The organism is Streptomyces bambusae, assembly GCF_019400985.1.
GTDB lineage: Bacteria > Actinomycetota > Actinomycetes > Streptomycetales > Streptomycetaceae > Streptomyces > Streptomyces bambusae_A.
Genome location: NZ_WTFF01000174.1, coordinates 1 through 15,566 on the forward strand (window position 1 = coordinate 1; position 15,566 = coordinate 15,566).

The 15,566-nt window shown below is 70.5% G+C and carries 16 protein-coding genes and 2 tRNA genes; 4 read left to right on the forward strand and 14 right to left on the reverse strand.

Features of this window, described 5'->3' with window-relative positions; all coding sequences use genetic code 11:
• Nucleotides 1–53: 53 nt before the first annotated feature.
• Genes GPJ59_RS22410 through GPJ59_RS22425 form a run of 4 tightly spaced genes read right to left on the reverse strand, consistent with a single transcriptional unit; the run spans nt 54 to nt 2,414 of the window.
• Nucleotides 54–692, reverse strand: a complete 639-nt coding sequence (locus tag GPJ59_RS22410; RefSeq protein WP_219669072.1) for an aminodeoxychorismate/anthranilate synthase component II — start codon at nt 690–692, stop codon at nt 54–56.
• Entirely contained in the window at nt 689–865 is a 177-nt protein-coding gene (locus GPJ59_RS22415) for a hypothetical protein (RefSeq protein ID WP_219669074.1), read from the reverse strand. Before GPJ59_RS22415 ends, GPJ59_RS22410 begins: the two co-directional genes overlap by 4 nt.
• A 33-nt stretch (nt 866–898) precedes the next feature.
• Nucleotides 899–1,660 carry a class E sortase gene (locus GPJ59_RS22420; protein ID WP_219669083.1) on the reverse strand — a complete coding sequence of 254 codons (762 nt, stop codon included), beginning with the start codon at nt 1,658–1,660 and terminating at the stop codon, nt 899–901.
• Nucleotides 1,629–2,414 (reverse strand): DUF881 domain-containing protein, encoded by a 786-nt coding sequence (locus tag GPJ59_RS22425; RefSeq protein ID WP_219669085.1) that lies wholly within the window; start codon nt 2,412–2,414, stop codon nt 1,629–1,631. The genes GPJ59_RS22420 and GPJ59_RS22425 overlap by 32 nt, the downstream gene beginning before the upstream one ends.
• A 91-nt stretch (nt 2,415–2,505) precedes the next feature.
• On the opposite strand from GPJ59_RS22425, the gene crgA reads away from it, so the two are divergent.
• Complete coding sequence (gene crgA, locus GPJ59_RS22430) at nt 2,506–2,760, forward strand: cell division protein CrgA (protein ID WP_219669088.1); 255 nt, start codon at nt 2,506–2,508, stop codon at nt 2,758–2,760.
• A gap of 127 nt (nt 2,761–2,887) precedes the next feature.
• Here the strand turns inward: crgA and GPJ59_RS22435 are convergent, their stop codons facing one another.
• Together GPJ59_RS22435 and GPJ59_RS22440 are read right to left on the reverse strand one after the other, a co-directional pair.
• A complete protein-coding gene (locus GPJ59_RS22435) occupies nt 2,888–3,592 on the reverse strand; it encodes a rhomboid family intramembrane serine protease (protein WP_219669090.1) in 705 nt (234 codons plus the stop codon).
• A 35-nt stretch (nt 3,593–3,627) separates the two neighbouring features.
• Nucleotides 3,628–4,155, reverse strand: coding sequence for a peptidylprolyl isomerase (locus tag GPJ59_RS22440; RefSeq protein WP_219669092.1), 528 nt, complete (start codon nt 4,153–4,155; stop codon nt 3,628–3,630).
• A 186-nt stretch (nt 4,156–4,341) separates the two neighbouring features.
• Here GPJ59_RS22440 and GPJ59_RS22445 point away from each other — a divergent pair, with 186 nt between their 5' ends.
• Complete coding sequence (locus tag GPJ59_RS22445; protein WP_219669094.1) at nt 4,342–5,013, forward strand: DUF5324 family protein; 672 nt, start codon at nt 4,342–4,344, stop codon at nt 5,011–5,013.
• 230 nt (nt 5,014–5,243) lie between these two features.
• On the opposite strand, the gene GPJ59_RS22450 is transcribed toward GPJ59_RS22445, so the two are convergent.
• Nucleotides 5,244–5,316: transfer RNA gene (locus GPJ59_RS22450), tRNA-Ala, on the reverse strand.
• A gap of 161 nt (nt 5,317–5,477) precedes the next feature.
• Between GPJ59_RS22450 and GPJ59_RS22455 the strand changes: the two genes are divergently transcribed.
• A complete protein-coding gene (locus GPJ59_RS22455) occupies nt 5,478–6,026 on the forward strand; it encodes a helix-turn-helix domain-containing protein (protein ID WP_219669095.1) in 549 nt (182 codons plus the stop codon).
• Nucleotides 6,027–6,055: 29 nt separating this feature from the next.
• Complete coding sequence (locus GPJ59_RS22460; protein ID WP_219669097.1) at nt 6,056–7,405, forward strand: serine/threonine-protein kinase; 1,350 nt, start codon at nt 6,056–6,058, stop codon at nt 7,403–7,405.
• Here the strand turns inward: GPJ59_RS22460 and GPJ59_RS22465 are convergent.
• From GPJ59_RS22465 to GPJ59_RS22495, 7 genes are all read right to left on the reverse strand, one after another.
• Complete coding sequence (locus GPJ59_RS22465; protein ID WP_219669099.1) at nt 7,392–8,723, reverse strand: hypothetical protein; 1,332 nt, start codon at nt 8,721–8,723, stop codon at nt 7,392–7,394. The two genes, GPJ59_RS22460 and GPJ59_RS22465, sit on opposite strands and share 14 nt — an antisense overlap.
• A gap of 122 nt (nt 8,724–8,845) precedes the next feature.
• Nucleotides 8,846–8,980: a DLW-39 family protein gene (locus tag GPJ59_RS22470; RefSeq protein ID WP_208809277.1), complete on the reverse strand. Its 135-nt coding sequence runs from the start codon at nt 8,978–8,980 to the stop codon at nt 8,846–8,848.
• 146 nt (nt 8,981–9,126) lie between these two features.
• Nucleotides 9,127–9,200: transfer RNA gene (locus GPJ59_RS22475), tRNA-Ile, on the reverse strand.
• A gap of 70 nt (nt 9,201–9,270) precedes the next feature.
• Complete coding sequence (locus GPJ59_RS22480) at nt 9,271–9,918, reverse strand: DUF3566 domain-containing protein (protein ID WP_219669101.1); 648 nt, start codon at nt 9,916–9,918, stop codon at nt 9,271–9,273.
• A 2-nt stretch (nt 9,919–9,920) separates the two neighbouring features.
• On the reverse strand, nt 9,921–12,524 hold the full coding sequence (gene gyrA, locus GPJ59_RS22485; protein ID WP_219669103.1) for a DNA gyrase subunit A: 2,604 nt from the start codon (nt 12,522–12,524) through the stop codon (nt 9,921–9,923).
• 42 nt (nt 12,525–12,566) lie between these two features.
• The gene (gyrB, locus tag GPJ59_RS22490; RefSeq protein ID WP_219669105.1) at nt 12,567–14,591 is read right to left on the reverse strand and encodes a DNA topoisomerase (ATP-hydrolyzing) subunit B; all 2,025 of its coding nucleotides are present in this window, start codon (nt 14,589–14,591) and stop codon (nt 12,567–12,569) included.
• Nucleotides 14,592–15,160: 569 nt separating this feature from the next.
• On the reverse strand, nt 15,161–15,566 hold a 406-nt coding region (locus tag GPJ59_RS22495; protein ID WP_219669106.1), incomplete at its 5' end, for a DUF721 domain-containing protein.

Sequence of the window (15,566 nt, forward strand, 5' to 3'; positions counted from 1 at the left end):
GCGCCGCGCGGCCCGGCCGCCCGTGGGCGCGGGCGCGGGCGGCGCGAGGGCGGTCACGCGACGGCCTTGCCCACCACCGGGGCGAGCCCCACCGAGCGCTCCACCGCACCCGCGTCGCCGCACCGCACCAGCCAGTTCGCCAGCATCCGGTGGCCCCACTCCGTCAGCACCGACTCGGGGTGGAACTGCACGCCCTCGACGTCGTGCTCGCGGTGCCGCAGCCCCATGATGATCCCGTCCTCGGTGTGCGCCGTGACCTCCAGCTCGGCGGGCAGGGTCGCGGGCTCCGCGGCCAGCGAGTGGTAGCGGGTCGCGGTGAAGGGGGAGGGCAGTCCGGCGAAGACGCCCTTGCCCTCGTGGACCACGGGCGAGGTCTTGCCGTGCAGCAGCTCGGGGGCCCGGTCGACGACGCCGCCGTACGCCACGGCCATCGACTGCATGCCCAGGCAGACGCCGAAGACGGGCACGCCGGTGGCGGCGCAGTGGCGGACCATGTCCACGCACACGCCGGCCTCCTCCGGGGTGCCGGGGCCGGGCGACAGCAGCACACCGTCGAACCCGTCCTGGGCGTGGGCCAGCTCCACCTCGTCGTTGCGGAGCACCTCGCACTCGGCGCCGAGCTGGTACAGGTACTGGACGAGGTTGAAGACAAAGCTGTCGTAGTTGTCCACAACCAGAATGCGCGCGCTCACCGGGTGGCTCCCGCTCCCTCGTCGACGGTCACGTCGTTGAACGGAAGCAGCGGCTCGGCCCACGGGAAGACGTACTGGAACAGTACGAACACCACCGCGAGCACCAGAACGAGCGAGATCAGCGCGCGCACCCACGCGTTGCCCGGCAGATGCCGCCAGATCCAGCCGTACATGCCGTCCCTTCCACTGACGTGTTCCGCACCAGCCTAATTGCTGCCCCGCTGCACCGGCCGGGTCTCGGTGAGTTCCGCCCAGACGATGAGACGGTGGCTGTGGCCCCACTCCGGATCACAGGTCGTCAGGGTCAGATAGCGGCCGGGCCCGGTGAAGGGCGAGCGGCGCGGCACCGGCTCGACGACGCCGACGTCGGTGGGCAGCGTCCGCAGCGGCGCGGCCCGCACCGTGTACGTGTACCAGGAGGCCGCGTCCTTGACGATCACGGCGTCCCCGGGGCGGAGCTCGGGGACGTCCTTGAACGGGTCCCCGTGGGTCCTCCTGTGGCCCGCCACGGCGAAGTTTCCGGTGCCGCCGGGCGCCGCCGTGCCCGCGTAGTGCCCCAGGCCCCGCTTGAGCAGCTCCTGGTCCGTGCCCTCCAGCACGGGCTTGACCCAGTCGGGGCCGAAGCGGGGGACGTACATCTCGGCGAAGGCCTCGCCGTGCGGGGCGGGCGCGGCCGCCGGTGCCGGGGCCGGTGCCGGTGCCGGTGCCGGTGCCGGGAGAGGCTGTCCGTTCGCCGGCGGCTGCGCCGGTGCGGGTGCGGGTGCGGGTACCGCCCAGCGGTCGCGCAGCCGCTCCCGCTCCCCGGCCATCGCCCGGTCCGCCTCGACGCCCGTCCACAGCAGCACGTAGACCACGAACAGCACGATCACCGTGCCCGCCGTCAGGCACAGCTCGCTGAGCGTCCGCACCACCAGGCGTACGGCGCGGGCCGCGCGGTCAGGGCGTGCTGCTCTCCAGGGGCTTGGCATGGTGGAGGTCCACTGTGCCGGAGTACCCGGGAAGTGTCAGCGCCTTGTGCTCGTCGACTTTCCAGCCCAGCCCGTAGGCGTTGACGTACAGCTGGTAGTTCTGGATCGCCGGGGAGGCCGCCAGCGCCTTCTTCAGCGCGCCGGGGTCGCCGACCGCCGTCACCTTGTACGGCGGCGAGTAGACCCGGCCCTGGAGGATCAGCGTGTTGCCCACGCAGCGCACGGCGCTGGTGGAGATCAGCCGCTGGTCCATGACCTGGATGCCGCGGGCGCCGCCCTGCCACAGGGCGTTCACGACGGCCTGGAGGTCCTGCTGGTGGATCACCAGGTCGTTGGGCTGCGGCTCGGGGACGTTGGGGATGCGGGCGCCCGAGCCGGGCGGGGCGTCGTTCAGCGTGACCGTCAGGCCCTTGCCCGACAGCTCCTCCGTACCCGCCGCGGCGCGCAGCGCGGCGAGCCGGGCGTCCTGGGCCTGGGTACGGCCGTCGTCCCGGTCGGCGAGGGTGTCGACCTGGTGGCGCACGGCCGCGGTGGTCCGCTCCAGCTCGGCGTTGTTCTGGCTGCGCTCCTTGATCAGGTCGGACAGCTTCAACAGCGAGGTGTCGGTCCGGATGTTCGTACCCTTGGAGGTGTTGAAACTGGTGACGAAGATGAGGCCGGCGAGGGCGAACACGGCAGCCGTCAGCAGCCGGACCGCACGCAGCCTTCCGGTCCGGCGACGGGGACCCGCGGAGGAGTCGTCGGAATTGCTCAACGTACGCTTCTCCTTCTACGCCACAGAACCACTACGCTAACGGACGCCCGGGGGAGGCAAAGTCCCCAGCGCATCGACAGGAGAGACCCTCGTGCCGAAGTCACGTATCCGCAAGAAGGACGACTACACGCCGCCGCCGGCCAGACAGGCTCAGGCGATCCGGCTGACGAGCCGCAGCTGGGTGGCCCCGGTGATGCTGGCGCTCTTCTTCATCGGTCTTGCCTGGATTGTCATCTTCTACGTGACCGATACCCAGATGCCGGTCGAATCCCTCGGCAATTGGAACATCGTGGTCGGTTTCGGCTTCATCGCGGCAGGTTTCGGCGTCTCCACGCAGTGGAAGTAAGACAGGTTCGAACCGCACTCCGCACGGTTCTGCACATACTTATCCACAGCCCTGTCCACAGCTGAGGACAAAACTCAGACCATCTGTGGATAAGTATGTGGGCGGCGTCAGATTGACGCCGATGTGATCAGGTGAGTTCGGCCGTCCGCACCAGGACGGCCGCCGCCACCAGCAGCGGCACGGCGGCGCAGCTTCCCCACCGCAGCGCGGCCCCGCCGCGGCCGGCCGGCGGCCGGACCATCCCCAGGCCGAGCAGGAAGCCCGCCACCAGCCCGCCGACGTGGTCCTGCCACGACACCGTCCAGGTCGCGTCCGCGCTCAGCGGGACGAAGCCGATCAGCAGCATCAGCACGACCACCACCGCGATCGGCCGCATGTCCTCCCCCGTCCGGCGCATGTGGACGACCGTGGCGCCCAGCAGGCCGAAGACCGCGCCGGACGCGCCGAGCGTCGGCGTGTTCGGCTCCGCGAGCAGGTAGACCAGCGCGCTGCCGCCGAGGCCGGAGAGCAGGTAGAGGCAGAGGTAGCGGGCCCGGCCCAGCTCCGCCTCCAGCGGGCCGCCCAGGACCCACAGGCCGATCATGTTGCCGGCCAGGTGCCACCAGGTCTGGTGCAGGAACACCGAGGTCAGCAGCCGGTGGTACTCACCGGCCGCCACGCCGTGGTCCGGGCCGCCGGGCCGGTCGGCGTACAGCCCCAGGAGTTCCAGCGGCCGCCTGGTCCCGGGGTCCGCCGGCACGACGAGGAAGACGAGGAAGACGACCGCGTCGACCGCGACGAGGACCTTGGTGACCAGGTGGGGGTCCCTCGGCGCGCGACGCCCGGCGTCCATGCGGTCCCCCCGACCCCGGATTCTCTCTGCGCCGCTCAGCGCTTCTCGACGACCACGGAGTGGATGACCACGTCCTCCAGCGGACGCTCGGTGCGCGGGTTCGTCGGAAGGCCGGCGATCGCGTCCACGACGGCGCGGCTGGCCTTGTCGGTGACCTCGCCGAAGATCGTGTGCTTGCGGGTCAGCCAGGCGGTGGGGGCGACGGTGATGAAGAACTGGGAGCCGTTGGTGCCCGGGCCGGCGTTGGCCATCGCGAGCAGGTACGGCTTGGTGAACGCCAGGTCGGGGTGGAACTCGTCGGCGAACTGGTAGCCGGGGCCGCCGGTGCCGTTCCCGAGCGGGTCGCCGCCCTGGATCATGAATCCGCTGATGACCCGGTGGAAGACCGTCCCGTCGTAGAGCGGCTCGGTGGTCTTCTGGCCGTCCGCGGGGCGGATCCACTCACGCTCGCCCTGCGCGAGTTCCACGAAGTTGCGGACCGTCTTCGGCGCATGGTTCGGCAGCAGCTCGATCTCGATGTCGCCGTGGTTGGTCTTCAGGGTGGCGTAAAGCTTCTCGGCCACGAATCTGCCTTCCATAGTCATCACTGTCGGTCCCAGATCCTCGCACGCTGTGCTGCACCCCGGAGAAATCCGGGAGAAAACGGCCACCCGTATGCCCTGTCACGCATGCTCCACGGCGCTATGGCAGGCATGATCCGACAAAGGGTGGAAAGGTGAACTGTGTCCGCCACCGAGAAGGAGGATCCTGTGACCCCCAAGGAGAGCGTGCGCGCGGCAGCGGAGAGTGCGAGGGAATCGGCGCGGCACGCAGCGGACGCGATGGCACCGTACGTAGGCAACGCGAAGGACGCCGCCGTGCACTACGCGCACGAAGCCAACGAGCGGTTCGCCCCGATGGTCGCCCACGCGGCGCACGAGGGCACGCGCCATGCGCGCAACGCGTACGACACCCATCTGCATCCCCGGATGAAGGCGGCGCGCGCGCACGTGCCACCCAACATCGACCACGCGGCGACCCGGGCCGCCTGCCGCACCCGCGAGGCGGTCAAGCACGCCGCCGCCGTCACGCAGCCGCGCCTGGAGCACGCGCTGGCCGCGGCCCAGCCGGTGGCCGAGGAGGCCGCGTCACGTTCGACGGCGGCCCTCGCGGCGCTGCGCGGCCAGGTCTCCGCGCACGAGGTCGAGCGGCTGGTGCGCGCACGCGAGCGGCGGGCCCGGTGCGGACGGGCGCTCAAGGGCGTCGTCCTGGTCGGCCTGCTGGCCGGCGCGGCCTTCGCGGCGTGGAAGTGGTGGGACCAGCAGTCGAACCCGGACTGGCTGGTGGAGCCGCCGGCGGCGACGGAGGTCCCGGCGAGCCTCGACGACGAACTGGCGGCGAAGGAACGCGAGGCGTCCGCGGAGAACGACGAGCAGAAGTAGGCCACCACGAAGAGGAGCCCGGACCCGCGGCGGCGGCCGGGCTCCTCGCCGTGCCCGCCGCTCTGCCGGGCGTCAACTTCCGTAGAGGGTGAGAAGGTCGACCAGCAGGAGGTCGTCGCGGCGGTCGGCTTCGTCCGGGCGGCCGGGTCGGCGATGCCGACGCGCCCGCAGCCGTCACGAAAAATGCCCCCCGACGCCGCGTTTCCGCAGGTCAGGGGGCACTTCTGGAGTGGAGCTTAGGGGAGTCGAACCCCTGACATCTGCCATGCAAAGACAGCGCTCTACCAACTGAGCTAAAGCCCCGGGAAATGGACGTGACCGGCCTCCGTGAAGAAGCGGCCGCTTCCGCAGACCAGAGTACCGGGTGTACCCCCGCATCCCGCAAAATGATAGGGACTCCCGCCCCGCGACCACTCTCCGTAAGATGCTCGCGAGGTTCGCACCAGCGAAGGGGAGTACCAAGAGTGGACGCAGTGCAGCAAGAGGCCACCGCCAGAGCCCGAGAGCTTCAGCGCAGCTGGTACGGGGAGCCGCTCGGGGCCCTCTTCCGCCGGCTCATAGATGATCTCGGCCTGAACCAGGCCCGCCTGGCTGCCGTCCTCGGTCTGTCGGCTCCCATGCTGTCGCAGCTGATGAGCGGTCAGCGCGCCAAGATCGGCAACCCGGCCGTCGTCCAGCGGGTCCAGGCCCTCCAGGAGCTCGCCGGCCAGGTCGCCGACGGCAGCGTCAGCGCGGTCGAGGCCACCGACCGGATGGACGAGATCAAGAAGACCCAGGGCGGCTCGGTCCTGAGCAACAGCGGCCAGACGCCGACCGGTTCGGGAGCGCCCACCGTCAAGCGCGTGGTCCGCGAGATCCAGTCGCTGCTGCGCTCGGTCTCCGCGGCCGGCGACATCATCGACGCGGCGGACACGCTCGCCCCCAGCCACCCGGAACTGGCAGAGTTCCTCCGGGTGTACGGCGCGGGGCGCACCGCCGAAGCGGTCGCGCACTACGAGGCACACCAGAACTGAGCGACGGACAGGGGGGAACGGGCGCAGCCATGGGTGAGATCTTCGCCGGCCGGTACGAGCTGATCGATCCGATCGGCCGCGGCGGTGTGGGGGCGGTGTGGCGGGCCTGGGACCACCGGCGCCGCCGCTACGTCGCCGCCAAGGTCCTGCAGCAGAGCGACGCCCACACCCTGCTGCGCTTCGTACGCGAGCAGGCCCTGCGGATCGATCACCCGCACGTACTGGCCCCGGCCAGCTGGGCCGCCGACGACGACAAGGTCCTCTTCACGATGGACCTGGTCAGCGGCGGCTCACTGGGCCATGTCATCGGGGACTACGGGCCCCTGCCGCCCCGCTTCGTCTGCACCCTCCTCGACCAGCTGCTGTCCGGTCTGGCCGCGGTGCACGCCGAGGGGGTCGTCCACCGGGACATCAAGCCGGCCAACATCCTGATGGAGGCCACCGGGACGGGCCTGCCGCACCTGCGGCTGTCCGACTTCGGCATCTCCATGCGCAAGGGCGAGCCGCGGCTCACCGAGACCAACTACGTGGTGGGCACGCCCGGTTACTTCGCCCCCGAGCAACTGATGGGCGCCGAGCCGGACTTCCCCGCCGACCTCTACGCCGTCGGGCTGGTCGCCCTGTACCTTCTCCAGGGCAGCAAGCCCGACTCCCAGGCCCTCGTGGAGCACTTCCACGCCCACGGTGCCCCCGCCTGCCCGCAGGGCTTCCCCGCGCCGCTGTGGCACGTCGTGGTGAACCTGCTGCACCCCGACCCCGCCCGGCGCTTCGGCACGGCCACGGGCGCGCGCAGGGCCCTTGCCGAGGCGGTCGAGCTGCTGCCGCCGGCCGCCCCCGGCGAGGAGGCGGTCGAGGTCTTCGACCAACTCGGCCCGCTGCCGGCCGGTTTCGGCCCGAACGGCCCCGAGGACACAGCCGCCGCCTCCGCGGTCCCGGGCGCCCCGGTCCCGGGCGGCCAGGGCGGCCAGGGCCCCGCCGTACCGGTCCAGCCCGTACCCGAGCCCACGGTGGCGTCCGCGGCCGCGACGGTGGCGGCGGAGCCGACCAGGACCGACCCGCGCGGGACGGCCGGCACGGCGGCGTACGGTACGGCGGCCTCCGGGACAGCGGCGTACGGCACGTCGGCCTACGGCACGTCGGCGTACGGGACGTCGGAGACGGGCAGTTTCCACCTCCCGCCCCCGGGGGCTGCCGCGGGCGGCAGCGGTCCGGTCACCACCCCGCAGCAGCCGCTCCCGTCGGCGCCCGCCGCGGCTTCGGCGCGGCCGCCCGCCCGCCCGGGCGGCATTCCGGCACCGGGCCGGGTCGTCACGGCCGGGGTGCTGCTGGCCGCCGTACTCTGCTTCGCCGTCGGGATCTGGGCCCTCACCCAGATGTAGCGCTCCCGGACGTAGCGCTCCGCCGCGCCAGCCAGAGCCACGCCCCGAGGCCGAGCAGGAGCACCGTGCCGGTGCCGAAGCCGCCGGCCGCCACCACGCCCATCGTGGAGCGCCGGTCGGCCGCCGCGGCGGACTCGGGGGCCGTCAGCCCGTCCTGGGCGGCGGCCCGGTCGTCCCCGGTCACCCCGAAGCCGGCGGCCGTCAGGCTCTCGGCGTACGGGGGCGCGGCAGCGGCCTTGCCCTCCACGTTCAGCCGCAGGGTCAGCGGCACCGGGCTCGCGTCCTCGGTGAACTCGCCGACCTTGTGGCTCATGGTCACGGCCACGTAGTACCAGCCGGCCACGCGCATCGCCCGGTGGCTGTCGTCCGAGGCGAAACGGTTCTCGTACGCCACCGGGGCGGTCAGCGGCAGGGTCACGCCGGCCTGCTTGCCGTCGTAGCTGGTGTCCTTGTCCTCGACCTTGTCCCGGTACGGCGTGTACAGGGAGACCGCCAGCCCGTTGGTCGCCGTGCTGTACTCCTTGGTCAGCTTGGCGCCGGCCAGCTCCGCGCTCACGGCGAGCTGCTGGCCCCACTCGACCGGCACCCGGTAGAAGCGGGTCTGTCCCGGCCGCAGGTCGTCGCGCCACACCCCGGCGCCGAGCGCGCGGGCGTCGTTGAAGCCCGTGCCGCCCTTGCGGGGCACGGCGTCCGCGGCCGGCGCCGCCGGCGCCGTGGTGGGCCAGCCGCTGGGCGCGCTGACGGGGGCGCTGCCGGTGGTCAGGCCCGGCTCCCGCTGCACCTTCAGCTCCACCGGGTACGGGCTCTGGTCGTAGTCCTTGCCGGCGGTCCGGGTCAGCTTCACGTAGTAGACGCCCGGCTGCTGGCAGTCGGAGTCCTCCTGCAGCCGCCGCACGCCCACGGCGCTCAGCAGCAGCGGCTCGTACGAGAAGGTGGCCCTGCCGGCGCGGCTCGTGCACATCTTCCCGCCGGTCGTCATGACCACGGCCTCGATGCCGTCGGAGTAGCCGACCTTCGCGCCCGTCGTGGGGCGCATGACGGCCGAGACGTAGACGGAGGACTTCGCGTCCAGGTCGAGCTTGTAGAAGCGGTCACCGGGGGCCAGCGTGTCCTCGTAGACCTTTCCGGCCTCGATCAGCGGGGCGTCGGCCGTACTGGCGGCGCCGGAGACCTTCTTCGCGCCGTCCGCCGTCCGGTAGGCGGGGACCGGTTCAGCAGCCGTGTCCACCGCGTACGCCGCGTACGCCGGACCGGGCGCGGCCCCCGCCACGACCAGGGCCGCCGCCCCCGCCAGTACCGCTCTCCGCACCTGACCCATCGCACCCACCCCGGATTTGCCAACGCAAGCAAAAACTTTGCAAAACTGAACTTTTCGCCCCAGAACAGCACAAAGCCCCGGCCGCAGCGGCAGCCGGGGCTTCATGGGATCAGCCTTGGGTCTCACACACCGGAACCCGAGGGCACGGAGTCGGTGGCCTCCGTCCACAGGTCCTGCTCGGCGCGGTCCGCCTGGATCTGGCGGTACACGAGGAGCCCGCCGATGGCGGCCAGTGCGACCAGGAGAAGCTTCTTCACCGCGCGACCTCGTCTTTCGTTGACGTAGGGGACTTCTGGCGCCCAACAATACACACCGATCGATACCGTTCGGTGACCTGGGACCAACCCTGGGGGCCCAACGGCGAAGGCCCGGCGGACATCTCCGCCGGGCCTTCGCCGTACTGTGGGGCTAACAGGATTTGAACCTGTGGCCTCATCCTTATCAGGGATGCGCTCTAACCAACTGAGCTATAGCCCCTCCGCGCTGCGCGCTGACCTCTGAAGATTAGCGCACAGACCCGGGAGTTCCCAAATCGCTGGTCACAGGGCTACTCGTCCTCGGCGAGGGTGAGCTCCACACCCCCGACGAAGCCCGCCGACAGGTTGTAGATGAAGGCCCCCAGCGTCGCCAGCGCGGTCGCGAGCACCACGTCGATGACCGCGATCACCGACGTGAAGATCAGCACACGCGGCAGCGACAGGAACGACTGGAGGTCGAAGCCGTTGGACTCGTTGGAGCCCGTCGCCTCGCTGATGGTGCCGCCGACGGTCGAGAACACCTGCATGGCGTCCATGACCATCCACAGCACCGCCGCCGCCACGATCGTGCAGATGCCCAGCGCGATCGACAGCAGGAAGCTGACCTTCATCACCGACCAGGGGTCCACCTTCGCCACCCGCAGCCGCGCCTTGCGCGTCCGGGGCGTCGTCCGCGCCCCCGTACGGGGCTGGCGCTGCCCGCCCGGCACCGTCGGGGCCGCGTAGGCCTGCGGCGGGCGGTACGGCTGCCCGGCGCGGTCCTTGGCCTTTCCGGCGGCCTTGCCGGCCTCCGCCTGCGGCGCTTGCGTTCCCCGGGTGTCCGTCACGGTCGTCGCCCCCTGGGAGTCCGTGGCAGGGCCACGGGCACCGTCCGCTCCATCCCCCAGCCGTCGGCCGGGGGGACCCCCGGCCGATCCGGCGCCCGTGGCTCCGCTCACACTTACTCCTCGTGCTCCCCGGCCGAGGACAAGGCATCCTCGGCGGCCTCGGTGGCCTGTCCCTCGGCCGTCTCGGGCTCCTCGCCCTCCTCGGCGTCCTGACCGGCCTCGGCGTTACGCGCAATACCTACGACGGCATCCCGCTTGCCCAGGTTGATCAGCTGGACGCCCATGGTGTCACGGCCGGTCTCCCTGACTTCGTTGACGCGCGTACGGATCACACCACCGCCGAGGGTGATGGCGAGGATCTCGTCGCTCTCGTCCACGACCAGCGCGCCGACGAGCGACCCGCGGTCCTCCACGATCTTGGCGGCCTTGATGCCCAGACCGCCGCGGCCCTGGACGCGGTACTCGTCGACCGGCGTCCGCTTGGCGTAGCCGCCGTCGGTCGCGGTGAAGACGAACGTACCGGGCCGGACCACGCTCATGGAGAGCAGTTCGTCTCCTTCGCGGAAACTCATGCCCTTCACGCCGGACGTCGCACGGCCCATCGGGCGCAGCGCGTCGTCGGTGGCGGTGAACCGGATCGACTGCGCCTTCTTGCTGATCAGCAGCAGGTCGTCCTCGCTGGACACCAGCTCCGCGCCGATCAGCTCGTCGTCGCTGCCGTCCTCCCGCGCACGCAGGTTGATGGCGATGACACCACCCGAACGGGGCGAGTCGTAGTCCTTGAGCGCGGTCTTCTTCACCAGGCCGGCCTTGGTGGCCAGGATCAGGTACGGGGCCGCCTCGTAGTCGCGGATCGCGAGGATCTCCGCGATCTGCTCGTCCGGCTGGAAGGCCAGCAGGTTCGCCACGTGCTGGCCACGGGCGTCGCGGCCGGCGTCCGGGAGCTCGTACGCCTTGGCCCGGTAGACCCGGCCCTTGTTGGTGAAGAACAGCAGCCAGTGGTGCGTGGTCGAGACGAAGAAGTGGTCGACGATGTCGTCCTGCTTCAGCTTCGTGCCGCGCACGCCCTTGCCGCCGCGCTTCTGCGAGCGGTAGTCGTCGGTCTTGGTGCGCTTGACGTAGCCGCCGCGCGTGATGGTGACGACGATGTCCTCCTCGGCGATCAGGTCCTCGATGGACATGTCACCGTCGAAGGGCACCAGCTTGGACCGCCGGTCGTCGCCGAACTTCTCGACGATCGCCGTCAGCTCCTCGCTGACGATGGCCCGCTGCTTCTCGGGGGAGGCCAGGATCGCGTTGTACTCGTTGATCTTGGCCTGGAGCTCGTCGTGCTCGGCGACGATCTTCTGCCGCTCCAGGGCGGCGAGCCGGCGCAGCTGCATCTCCAGGATCGCATTGGCCTGGATCTCGTCGATCTCCAGCAGGCCCATCAGGCCCTCGCGCGCGACCTCGACGGTCTCGCTGCGCCGGATCAGCGCGATGACCTCGTCGATCGCGTCCAGCGCCTTGAGCAGGCCGCGCAGGATGTGCGCCCGCTCCTCCGCCTTGCGCAGGCGGAACTTCGTACGCCGGACGATGACCTCGATCTGGTGGTGCACCCAGTGCCGGATGAAGGCGTCCAGCGAGAGGGTGCGCGGCACGCCGTCCACCAGCGCGAGCATGTTCGCGCCGAAGTTCGTCTGGAGGTCGGTGTGCTTGTAGAGGTTGTTCAGGACGACCTTGGCGACCGCGTCCCGCTTGAGGACGATCACCAGGCGCTGGCCGGTCCGGGACGAGGTCTCGTCGCGGACGTCCGCGATGCCGCCGATCCGGCCGTCCTTGACGAGGTCGGCGATCTTCTGCGCGAGGTTGTCCGGGTTGACCTGGTACGGCAGCTCGGTGACCACCAGGCACTGGCGGTTCTGGATCTCCTCGACCTCGACCACCGCGCGCATCGTGATGGAGCCGCGGCCGGTGCGGTACGCCTCCTCGATGCCCTTGCGGCCCACGACCAGCGCGCCGGTCGGGAAGTCCGGGCCCTTGATCCGCTCGACCAGCGCGTCGAGCAGGTCCTCGTGGGAGGCCTCCGGGTTCGCCAGGTACCACTGGGCACCCTCGGCGACCTCGCGCAGGTTGTGCGGCGGGATGTTGGTGGCCATACCGACGGCGATACCGGCGGAGCCGTTGACCAGCAGGTTCGGGAAGCGGGACGGCAGGACCGTCGGCTCCTGGTTGCGGCCGTCGTAGTTGTCCTGGAAGTCGACGGTCTCCTCGTCGATGTCCCGGACCATCTCCATCGACAGCGGCGCCATCTTGCACTCGGTGTAGCGCATGGCGGCCGCCGGGTCGTTGCCCGGGGAGCCGAAGTTGCCGTTGGAGTCCACCAGCGGCATGCGCATCGACCACGGCTGGGCCAGGCGGACCAGGGCGTCGTAGATGGAGGTGTCGCCGTGCGGGTGGTACGTACCCATGACGTCACCGACGACGCGGGCGCACTTGTAGAAGCCCTTCTCGGGCCGGTAGCCGCCGTCGTACATCGCGTACAGCACGCGCCGGTGGACGGGCTTGAGGCCGTCCCGTACGTCGGGCAGCGCGCGGGAGACGATGACGGACATCGCGTAGTCGAGGTACGAGCGCTGCATCTCGGTCTCGAGCCCGACGGGCTCGATGCGCAGCTGCTGCTCCTCGTTCTCCTGGAGCTCCGTGCTCTCGGGCGCGGGAGTGGTTTCGTCGGCCATTGCTGGTCTTCAGATCCTTTCAGGCGGCTCTAGGCGGCCGACTCAGATGTCGAGGAAGCGGACGTCCTTGGCGTTGCGCTGGATGAAGGAGCGCCGGGCCTCGACGTCCTCACCCATCAGCACCGAGAACAGGTCGTCGGCCTGGGCCGCGTCGTCCAGGGTGACCTGGCCGAGCACGCGGTGGTCGACGTCCATCGTGGTGACGCGCAGCTCCTCGGCGTTCATCTCGCCGAGACCCTTGAAGCGCTGGATGGAGTCTTCCCTGATCCGCTTGCCGTTCTGCTTGCCGAGCTCCACCAGGGCGTCGCGCTCGCGGTCCGAGTACGCGTACTCGAAGTCGTCGCGGCCCCACTTGATCTTGTAGAGCGGCGGGCGGGACAGGTAGACGTGGCCGGCCTCGACCAGCGGGCGCATGAAGCGGAAGAGGAAGGTCAGCAGCAGGGTGTTGATGTGCTGGCCGTCGACGTCGGCGTCCGCCATCAGGATGATCTTGTGATAGCGGAGCTTCTCGATGTCGAAGTCCTCGTGCACACCGGTGCCGAAGGCGCTGATCAGCGCCTGGATCTCGGTGTTCTGGAGGATCTTGTCGATCCGCGCCTTCTCGACGTTCAGGATCTTGCCGCGGATCGGCAGGATGGCCTGGTACATCGGGTTGCGGCCGGACTTGGCCGAGCCGCCGGCGGAGTCACCCTCGACGATGAAGATCTCGCACTTGGTCGGGTCGTTGGACTGGCAGTCGCTCAGCTTGCCCGGCAGCGACGCGCTCTCCAGCAGGCCCTTGCGACGGGTCAGGTCGCGCGCCTTGCGGGCCGCGACCCGGGCGGTGGCCGCCTGGATCGCCTTGCGGATGATGTCCGCGGCCTCGTTCGGGTTGCGGTCGAACCAGTCGTTGAGGTGCTCGTGCGCGACCCGCTGGACGAAGGTCTTCGCCTCCGTGTTGCCCAGCTTGGTCTTCGTCTGGCCCTCGAACTGGGGCTCGCCCAGCTTGACCGAGATGATCGCCGTCAGACCCTCGCGGATGTCGTCGCCCGTGAGGTTGTCGTCCTTGTCGCGCAGCAGCTTCCGGTCGCGCGCGTACTTGTTGACCAGACCGGTCAGCGCGGCGCGGAAGCCCTCCTCGTGGGTACCGCCCTCGTGCGTGTGGATCGTGTTCGCGAAGGAGTACACGCCCTCGGTGTACTGCGAGTTCCACTGCATCGCGATCTCGACCGAGAGCATCCGCTCCTTGTCCTCGGCCTCGACGTCGATGACGGTCGGGTGGATCAGCTCGCCCTTGCGCGAGTTGAGGTACTTCACGAAGTCGACGATGCCGCCCTCGTAGTGGTACTTCACCGTGCGCGCCTGGTCGGTCTCGGCCTCCTCCGCCGAGTCCGCGCCCATCGTCGCCTTCGCCGACTCGCGCTCGTCCGTCAGGGACAGCGTCAGGCCCTTGTTCAGGAACGCCATCTCCTGGAAGCGCCGCGAGAGCGTCTCGAAGGAGTACTCGGTCGTCTCGAAGATGTCGCCGTCGGCCCAGAAGGTGACCGAGGTGCCGGTCTCGCCGGTCGCCTCGTGCTTCGCCAGGGGCGCGGTCGGGGCACCCATCTTGTAGTCCTGCGTCCAGCGGTGGCCGTCGGTCTTCACCTCGACGGAGACCTTCGTGGACAGGGCGTTCACGACGGAGACGCCGACGCCGTGCAGACCACCGGAGACCGCGTAGCCGCCGCCGCCGAACTTGCCGCCCGCGTGCAGCACGGTCAGCACGACCTCGACGGCCGGCTTGCCCTCGGACGGGACGATGCCCACCGGGATGCCGCGGCCGTTGTCCACGACGCGTACGCCGCCGTCGGCCAGGATCGTCACGTCGATGGTGTCCGCGTGCCCGGCCAGCGCCTCGTCGACCGAGTTGTCGACCACCTCGTAGACGAGGTGGTGCAGGCCGCGCTCGCCGGTCGAGCCGATGTACATACCTGGCCGCTTGCGGACCGCTTCCAGGCCCTCGAGGACCTGGATGTTGCTGGCGGTGTACTGATTGTTCTCGTTGGGGTTGCCGGAATCGGCCACGAAGCGCCCTTTCTGGCACAGCACAGGCCGTACTCCGGGCCGGCGGACATGCCAGCAGGAGCGGCTGCGTCGATCTGCGTTGTCAGTGTTGCTCGGCTGATCCCGCAAGCGGGCGGGACTTACCATTCAGTCTACCGGTAGCACTGACAATGATGGGGGTTTGCCGGTACCTGAGTCCGCATGTGCCGCCCTGAACCTCCCTCTCCCGACTCCCCATATTCAGGACGGGGCTCCAAGAGGCTCACACGGGCATCCAGCGCTTCGGCCTGTCAACCTCCGGCTACCGTGAGGGACACCACTGACGTGGCGGCCCGCAGCCCGGCCATTACAACCCCGCCCCATTCCAGCCCCGCCGGCGTTTGAGGCGCGGGGGCTCGGGGGCAGAGCCCCCGACAACGGCGCCGCACCGCACCGCGCGGGGCCCGGGGCGCAACCCCGGCCATCCCAGCCCCGCCGGCGTTTGAGGCGCGGGGGCTCGGGGGCAGAGCCCCCGACAACGGCGCCGCACCGCACCGCGCGGGGCCCGGGGCACAGTCCCGGTTCGGGAAGGGGCGGGGTGGGGAAACGCTCCGCGCAGCGGTACCGGGCAGGGCCTATCCCCAGGTGTCCCCCGGACCTGAGCCGCCGGGGGCCCGCAGCGGCCCGTACCGCCGCCCCCGCCCACCAGGCCCTTGCACCTTGATCAGCCGCACAGTCCCCTGCCCGAGCTCCGTGTTCAGCCGAGCCACCAGCTGCGGCGCCAACAGCTTCAGCTGGGCCGCCCAGGCCGAAGAATCACACCTCACCACCAGCTCACGGTCCTCGTACCGCTCCGGTTCACAGTGCGCGGCGATCTCCGGCCCCACGAGCTGCGGCCAGCGCTCCATCACGCCCGCGTCCGCCAACGGCATCTCCCAGCCGCGCTCCGTGCGCAGCCGCTCCAGCGCCGCCATCAGCGGCATCGGGTCCCGCCCGTCCGCCCGGGCGCCCGAGCGCAGCCCCGGGCCGTGCTGCCGCCCG

What these genes read in the sequence shown, in the direction of transcription:
- GPJ59_RS22415 (WP_219669074.1), bottom strand. Translation starts at nt 865, where the DNA reads ATGTACGGCTGGATCTGGCGGCATCTGCCGGGCAACGCGTGGGTGCGC.
- GPJ59_RS22420 (WP_219669083.1), bottom strand. Translation starts at nt 1,660, where the DNA reads ATGCCAAGCCCCTGGAGAGCAGCACGCCCTGACCGCGCGGCCCGCGCC.
- GPJ59_RS22435 (WP_219669090.1), bottom strand. Translation starts at nt 3,592, where the DNA reads ATGGACGCCGGGCGTCGCGCGCCGAGGGACCCCCACCTGGTCACCAAG.
- GPJ59_RS22460 (WP_219669097.1), top strand. Translation starts at nt 6,056, where the DNA reads ATGGGTGAGATCTTCGCCGGCCGGTACGAGCTGATCGATCCGATCGGC.
- GPJ59_RS22465 (WP_219669099.1), bottom strand. Translation starts at nt 8,723, where the DNA reads ATGGGTCAGGTGCGGAGAGCGGTACTGGCGGGGGCGGCGGCCCTGGTC.
- gyrA (WP_219669103.1), bottom strand. Translation starts at nt 12,524, where the DNA reads ATGGCCGACGAAACCACTCCCGCGCCCGAGAGCACGGAGCTCCAGGAG.